6 protein-coding genes are annotated in these 7,048 nt (G+C 43.4%); 4 read left to right on the plus strand and 2 right to left on the minus strand.

Translation table 11 applies throughout. The annotated features are described in order from the left end of the window. Positions 1 to 169 precede the first annotated feature (169 nt). From H6G76_RS35635 to H6G76_RS35650, 4 genes are all read left to right on the plus strand, one after another. Entirely contained in the window at positions 170 to 469 is a 300-nt protein-coding gene (locus tag H6G76_RS35635; protein WP_190710907.1) for a hypothetical protein, read from the plus strand. A gap of 319 nt (positions 470 to 788) precedes the next feature. Further along, positions 789 to 1,247, plus strand: a complete 459-nt coding sequence (locus H6G76_RS35640) for a DUF1392 domain-containing protein (protein ID WP_190710908.1) — start codon at positions 789 to 791, stop codon at positions 1,245 to 1,247. A gap of 40 nt (positions 1,248 to 1,287) precedes the next feature. Then, positions 1,288 to 2,010, plus strand: coding sequence for a KilA-N domain-containing protein (locus H6G76_RS35645; protein ID WP_190710909.1), 723 nt, complete (start codon positions 1,288 to 1,290; stop codon positions 2,008 to 2,010). A 111-nt stretch (positions 2,011 to 2,121) separates the two neighbouring features. Further along, complete coding sequence (locus H6G76_RS35650; RefSeq protein WP_190710910.1) at positions 2,122 to 5,310, plus strand: plasmid replication protein, CyRepA1 family; 3,189 nt, start codon at positions 2,122 to 2,124, stop codon at positions 5,308 to 5,310. A 96-nt stretch (positions 5,311 to 5,406) separates the two neighbouring features. Here the strand turns inward: H6G76_RS35650 and H6G76_RS35655 are convergent, their stop codons facing one another. Further along, entirely contained in the window at positions 5,407 to 6,315 is a 909-nt protein-coding gene (locus H6G76_RS35655) for a DUF4351 domain-containing protein (RefSeq protein ID WP_190710911.1), read from the minus strand. A 416-nt stretch (positions 6,316 to 6,731) separates the two neighbouring features. Next, positions 6,732 to 7,048: NACHT C-terminal helical domain 2-containing protein (locus tag H6G76_RS35660; RefSeq protein WP_206757045.1), on the minus strand; the 317-nt coding region annotated here is incomplete at its 5' end.

Consider the following 7,048-nt stretch of genomic DNA (forward strand, 5'->3'; position numbering starts at 1 on the left):
CCAGTGTTTATTGGGGTTTTAAAACCAAGGATGCACGTAAAAAAATGCAGCGTTTATATCCAAGCATTTAACCCAGCAAAATTGCCTTGGTGGACTACTAGAGTGCGATCGCACAACACTTCAAAATGCAGTACCAGAAATTATCAAGTATTTCCTTGATATTGTGCAGATGCCACCTGCGTATAACTTATTTTTGGTTGATGAGGATGAGAAAAAAATTCCGACTACAGTTACCGCAGTTGAAAATGCAGCATCGCAAGTAGTAATAGCAGATATTTATTCAGAAAGTTATAGCTGGGAGTTAACTGGTGCTAATTCCTGGCACCGCAAACACGCCTATAAAGTTGACCCTGATGAAATCCACCTTTGTCTGCATCTGGATTGGGATGAGAACGAATTTATTTTTTTCGACGCTCATCACCCAGATCCCAAGCGATGGCCTTGGGCGGACAGAACGATGGCTGAGTAAAACCCTATTTCAAATTTGAAGCAACTTTATGTCAAAAAAAAGAACGGGTATCAATTTTATAGCCATCAGTCATGAGTCTACTACTGGCTACGTAATTAATACTCGTATTATCGCTTGATTATTACACGCTCAAAAACAGTAATGCTTGTTGATGAAATTAGGAATAACTGACAGTTAATAACAGGTTAATTTAGCACTCATCCATTACGAGCATAAGCATTTACTAACGAATAGCTCTTAGTTACGAAACTCAAAAATCTCAAGCGGCATAGTTGCAATGCCGCGACAGTTTCATGTGTCAAAAATTTGGAGGAAAAACGTGACAGAACAAATCACCGACTTGGAAAGATGCTGGTATCTCTCACCACCTTGGGGTAATCAAATTCCACGCCTTGAAGTCAGCTTGTTAGAGAAAGTCTATTTCAAAGACAACAGAACATCCGGCTACTGTTGCGGTGTGCAGTGGTATGGCAATTGCTGGAATTACGTTATTGAGATCAAAGATGACTTCCTCTACACAACAAAACACCAAATCATCGGCACTGGTCAAATCCAACCCAACACCTTGACTAAACCATCTTTCGTGTTAGGCGATCGCGTCATGTTGCGCTTTCCCAATCACGGCACAAATCAAAGGCTGATTCTGGGGATTGAGCTAATCGAGAAGTCTTGGTTTTATCTGGTGGAGTTGATATCACCTGCTTTTGTCCGAGCATCGACCACGACCAACCGCTTTTCATTGGTGCGAGAAGAAGACTTGGTGAAAGTGAATGTCTGAGCAATTTACAACAGTTTGAACAATAACAGGAGAGTCAATTATGTTGACACATTTATGGCGAAACTCCGAAATTAATCAAATTCCCCAAGATGTCGAGATAGGCAAGTACAGCATCCCCAAAGGTTATGTGAATGCAACGCAAATGTGCCATGCCAACAATAAATCTTGGGGACATTACAAAGAAAGAAAGTCTACAAAAGCTTACTGGACAGCACTTTCAAACGACATCGGAATCCCGATATCGTCTTTAGTCATTGAAATTGATGGCTATGGCAGTTCTCAGGGAACTTGGGTTCACCCAGAAATAGCGATTGATTTGGCTCAATGGGTATCGGTTGAGTTTCGTTTGTGGGCCAACAGAACTCTGATGAAAGTGATAATCAGCCAAGAATCTGTACAGCAGCAATCTATGACCCAAATTCAGTTACTCGCCGCGATCGCACAACAGATGGCCGAGCAGGAGCAACGCTTAATTCAACAACAACAACAGCAAGCCGAAATCTTGCGCCGACTCAAGGATGTAGAAATTGAACAAGACAGGTTCAACACCCCCTCCGGTCATAAATACAGTATCGTGGGTTTCGCTAATCTTCAAGGTTTAGAAATATCAGCAAAAGAAGCGAGTGCCAAAGGAAAGAAGGCCAGTGCTTTGTGCCGTAAACAAAACATCGAAATTGAACGCATTCATGACCCCAGGTTTGGCAGAGTCGGCTTGTACCCCGAAAGTATTTTGATTGAGGTTTTTTCTACAGGACAAAACTGAGCGTTGTAATAGCACCTGCTTAGTTCAAAGTAATTAGCTCTGTAACAAGCACTTTAAAGCGGTACAGCCGGATACCGCTTACTTTTTCATGCGTCTGTACAAGGAGGAAACATGGCCATAGCAACTAATCCTGAATCTCATCATCTGCAAGAATGGCTCGACAGTGGCGTTGACGAAGAATTGATTGCTCTCAACGTGCGATCGCTGACTAGTACAACACCTTATGAATACCTGTTGTACAGCGATAAAATATCCCGCCGTAACGATGGACGATTGCGAGACAGGGATTTGAAAAAATACCAGCACATTGAACTTGGTGGTTGGTGGTGTAACGGCATTGACCCACTCAACGACTATATTTTAATGCTTTGGGGTTGCTTCAAACCCGACAAACCAAGGCGTGATCCGCAGAAGATTCACAAATTCATCAAGTATGAGCATCCGTACAGGGAGCAAACACGGGCTTTCTTTTTGCAAGTCACCAAGACGATTTGGGTGAAAATCTCAAACCGTTGCGGTATTCCCATCACTGACGAGGATCTACAGCATCCAGGGGGCTTCTGGCACTGGGTATGGAAGAACAACGTGCCAGTGATTATCGTAGAGGGAGCCAAAAAAGCCGCTTGTTTGTTGAGTGCTGGGTATGCAGCGATCGCCATCCCTGGAGTTAACGCTGGCTACCGCACACCAAAGGATGAATACGGGACTGCCACTGGTAAACCTTCCCTTATTCCTGACTTAAAACATTTCGCAACACAAGGCAGACAAATTAACATCTGCTTCGACAATGACACCAAACCCGAAACTGCCCAACGAGTGCGAACCGCTATCAGCCGTATGGGGCGATTGCTCGTAAACGAAGGTTGTCAGCTACGAGTAATTGACTTGCCGGGAACCGAAAAGGGTGTTGATGATTTTGTTGTTGCTCAAGGACAAGATGCCTTCCATGCTCTGTACAACACAGCCGAAACGCTGGAGTTGTGGGAAATTAAGCTGTTTACTCTGCTGACTTATCCGCCAGCGATCGCGCTCAACCAAAGATTCTTGGGTGGGTTGATTGCACCCGAAGGAGAAAAGCTCATCGTCCTCAAAGCTCCAAAGGGAACGGGTAAAACGCAGTGGTTGTCTCAGGAAGTAGCAAAAGCCCACGACCAAGGGCGAAAGGTACTCATCATCACCCACCGCATTCAACTGGGTGAGGCTTTGTGCGATCGCTTCGGCGTTGATTACGTTAGCGAGATTAAAACCTCTGACACAGGTGGTTTGTTGGGGTATGGTGTGTGCGTAGATTCTTTGCACAAAGATAGTCAAGCCCATTTCAACCCCAACGACTGGTCAAACGATGTCATTATTATTGATGAATGCGACCAAGTGTTCTGGCATTTGCTCCACTCTACTACTGATGTGGCCAAGCGGCGGGTAGCGATACTGCGAAATTTCAAGCAGCTGATCCAAAATGTTTTGGGTAGCGAACACGGTAAAATCTATCTGTCTTCTGCTGATGCCTCAGATACCGATGTTAAGTACATTTTGTCTCTGGCTGGAGAATATCGAGTTAACCCCTTTGTCATCGTCAATAACTATCAGCCTGTGTCTGGTAAGTGCTACAACTACTCTGGGAGTAACCCTAAGAATTTGATTGCAGCGTTAGACAAAGCGATCGCAAAAGGCGGACACCATTTATTATGTTGTTCTGCTCAAAAAGCAAAGTCAAAATGGGGTACTCAGGCATTAGAACAACGATTTAAAAAGAAATTCCCTTACCTGCGGATACTGCGAATTGACAGCCATTCGGTTTTAAACCCGAAACACCCAGCTTATGAGTGTATCGCTCATCTCAACGAAATCCTGACCCAGTATGATTTAGTCATAGCCTCACCCAGCCTTGAAACTGGCGTGTCTATCGACATCAAGGGTCATTTTAACTCTGTCTGGGGCATCTTCCAGGGAGTGCAGCCTGTGGATTCAGTGCGGCAGATGTTGGCACGATTGCGGGAAACAGTTGACCGTCATATATGGGTGAGCCAGTACGGGATGGGGACTGTGGGCAATGGTTCAACTTCTATGGGTGGATTGTTGCGGAGTCAGGATATCGCAACCCAGGCTAACATTGCTCTGTTGTCTGCGGCTGACAATGATGATTACTCGTTCATTGACCAGAACTTTCAACCCGAATCTTTGCAGACTTGGGGTAAGCGAGGTGCTGTCATCAACGTTGAGATGCGCCGTTATCAGGAATTTGTGCTGAAGGGTTTGGCGGCTGATGGCTATACGATTATTGATGCTGATGATTGCGACCCTGACGAAACCAAGGAAGTGGTTAAAGAAGTCAAAGCAGCCTCCAAAGAATTATATGCTGGTCAATGCTTGGGGGTTTCTGAATCTGATGATGTGTCTGATGCCGAACTGAAGAAATTGCAAGAAAAGCGGGTGAAGACTGAAGAGGAAAGATACCAGCAACGTAAGGGTGAGTTGTCCCGGCGTTATGAAGTGGAGGTTACGCCTGAGTTAGTAGAGAAAGACGATGACGGGTGGTATCCTCAACTGCGGCTGCACTATTATCTGACGGTGGGGCGGGAGTTTTTAGCCAACCGCGACAGTAAAAGAGCTAAGGGGCTGGCTGAAGTTGGGGAGAATGCTATATGGAAACCCGACTTCAACAAAGGGCAGATGTTGTCTTCTGTGCTGTTGCTGGAAGAATTGAAGCTGTTGCAGTTGCTCAAGTCAGGGAAACAGTTGCGGGGTTCTGATGAAAAGATGCAGGAGTTTAAGGCAATCGCGCTACAGCATCGGTATTTGATCAAGAATTATTTGAATGTGACTGTTTCGGATAAGCTGACTCCTGTGGCGATCGCACAGAAATTACTCGACAAGGTTGATCTGCGGTTGTCCTATGTGGGGCGGTTGGGGCCACGAGGGAAGCGGGAGTGCGTTTATAAGTTTGTTACACCGGATGATGGACGAGATGGGATTTTCAAGAAGTGGTTAAATCGGGAGTTGGTGTCAGTCAGTAATAATATAAATATACAGACACAAATCACTGACACAACATCACTCCCCAGTAATGAGGATATTGGCGGACGGGAAAACTCTACTGATTCTTGGTGGCAGCAGGTTAAATCTTACGCTGCTGGCTTTATGGAACAAGTAGAGTCTGGTGTGGAAGCAGTTAAAGAGTTCCTCTCTACTCTCACTTCGGATGAGCGTTGGGGGGTGATGCTGGCGTTTGAGGAGGTGCAACCTGTGATGTTCGGGGAGTTGGTGGCCGAGGCTCCTGAGTGGATGGAATGGATGGCGTAAGTTTTAGGTTTGGGGCAGTGGCAAGTATGAGTGAACTTTGGGGACGGTTGTAGGTCTGTGGGGTGCGATTAGCTGGCTGTAGTTTATTTCACTTTGTTACCCGGCTTGCTGGTTTAGCCAAGCTTCTAAATCTGTCACAACGGCAAAATCTAATAACGCCTCTGCTAAAAGAGACAATTGCTCAATAGATAATCCTCGAATTCGTTCAATCAACACTGCATCGATTTCACCAAAACGACGATTTAGTTGACGTAGAATTACATCCTGTTGTCCTTCTTGTTTTCCTTCTTGTTTTCCTTCTTGTTTGGCTCTTTCGCGGTCTTGCTGATAAAGTGGTTCTAATCGCATAATTAACTCTCTGTCATCTGATTCTAAATTTTGATTGATTTTTAAATTTTCGCGCAAATTATAAACTAATTCTAGCGTCGCTTTTCTGTATGGATGATTTGATGGTAAAGCTTGCAACTCAATAATTGCCTGTGACTGTACACTTCCCCTGCCCAGAATTCTCAGCCACAACGTTTCCGGTGTTGATGGTAGTTGATGTATGGCTACAATTGCTGTCCTTAAAGCATCACCTAAAAAGTATATTCCTGGCAACCACCCCGATTTCTGATTAACATTAAAGCTCGATAATATGGCTGGGGATGCAGTTGGAGTCAAAATCCATAGTTTCGGAATATTTGAATCCTGGAGTTTGGTTTTATTTGCTTTAGCCTCTCGCCGCAATAAAGCTTTTACTTCTAATAATTTTTGAAGACAATCACAAATTTCGTCACTAGAAGCTGCATTCCGAAACGGTTCTAATATTGCTGGAAATTCGGCAAATCTTCCCAGTAGTCCTAACAATTCTAAATTAGAGTTTGGTTGTGCTGATGGTGTGAATAACACATCAATTTCTTTAATCTCTCCTGATACTTTTTGTGAGGGTTTTACTTCCCCATACGGTTTTAACAGTTCTTCCAGATAATCTTTAGCAAATTCGTCATGTACAAACCGAGTCATTCAATTTAGTTTATTTAGAATTGATGTTATTAATAATATTTTATGCTTCGTTGGTGATTAAACGGGTGGAATCTGGAGTGAAATCAATCAAAAACTCGTTCAGTACCCTCACAATTGATGAGCGTTAGGGGCTGATGCTAACTTTTGAGGAGGCACAACCGCAGATGTTTGGGAATATGGTAGCTGCGGCTCCAGATTAGATGGAGTTGTTAGACTAAAAAGTTAGATGTAGATAAGGCCATCATTAATGCAAGCATACAAACTCTACTCTATTGCCAGTGACTCCAGCCATAAGTGTTAAGATATGACCGAGCCAGTTTTTCAGGGTTTGTGTCAGTCACCAGATAGTGCTTTGTATCAAAGAATCGTTGATCCTACTAGCTTATGCCCAGATTTAGTGAGGGCGTAAACAAAAATTATTTGGGCATAAATAAACTATTGCTAATTTCTTGTTTTTCTTCGTCAGATAAGCCACTTTTTTCTATTTTATCTATCAAGTTAAAGTTAGCCTTATAGTATTTTTTTAATAATTCTTTCTGTTGTTCACTAAATTCTAAATCATAATCAATCAAATCAATAATTTTTTTAAGCCAAATTTGACCATAGGCTTGTCGCCATCCTTCAAATGCTGCTAAGTAGAACGACATAAAAAAACCAAACTGTGTGAAGATAAGTAAATAAAGTCGATGTATCAAGCACGGTAACAAAGGTATGGGTAGCCGTTTAAGGGTAT

The sequence above is a fragment of the Nostoc sp. FACHB-152 genome, assembly GCF_014697475.1.
GTDB lineage: Bacteria > Cyanobacteriota > Cyanobacteriia > Cyanobacteriales > Nostocaceae > Nostoc_B.

Bases quoted from the DNA above. Each gene is read 5' to 3' on its own strand.
- H6G76_RS35635 (WP_190710907.1), top strand. From the start codon at position 170: ATGCCACCTGCGTATAACTTATTTTTGGTTGATGAGGATGAGAAAAAA.
- H6G76_RS35645 (WP_190710909.1), top strand. From the start codon at position 1,288: ATGTTGACACATTTATGGCGAAACTCCGAAATTAATCAAATTCCCCAA.
- H6G76_RS35650 (WP_190710910.1), top strand. From the start codon at position 2,122: ATGGCCATAGCAACTAATCCTGAATCTCATCATCTGCAAGAATGGCTC.
- H6G76_RS35655 (WP_190710911.1), bottom strand. From the start codon at position 6,315: ATGACTCGGTTTGTACATGACGAATTTGCTAAAGATTATCTGGAAGAA.